At 65.6% G+C, this 499-nt stretch carries 1 pseudogene; it reads right to left on the reverse strand.

Features of this window, described 5'->3' with window-relative positions:
• Positions 1 to 499: pseudogene (locus AC1DF3_RS37105) on the reverse strand (IS5 family transposase); the annotation flags it as partial.

Consider the following 499-nt stretch of genomic DNA (forward strand, 5'->3'; position numbering starts at 1 on the left):
GTGCGAAGGTGCTCGGCTCCACGGTAGCCCGCGTCGGCGCACAGATGCTTGTGTCGCCGATGTGGCGGATCCTTGCGCCTGACGACGATGGCGGCGAGCACGTTGTCAAGCCGCTTGCAGTCATGGACGTTGGCCCCGGTCACGACGAGCGACAACGGGACGCCACGGCCGTCCACCAACAGGTGGCGCTTGCTGCCTTTTTTTCCCCCGATCCGTCGGGTTGGGGCCGACGGYTTCCTGTGCCAGCGGCGCCTTCATCATCGCGCCGTCGASGCTCTGCCAGCGCCAGGCAATGCCCTCCATCTGGTCGTACTCGGCCAAGCCCGCCTTCCACAGAGCTTCGAAGAATCCCGAGGCTTCCCACTCAAGAAATCGCTTGTGGATGGCGCTTGCGCTTCCGAAGCGCTCCTTGGGCAGCGCCTTCCACTGGCAGCCCGTGCGCAGCACGTAGACGATTGCCTCGAACACCAGTCGAGCCGGCTTTGGTGGCCGGCCAGCC

This window comes from Variovorax sp. 10N432 (assembly GCF_056394465.1).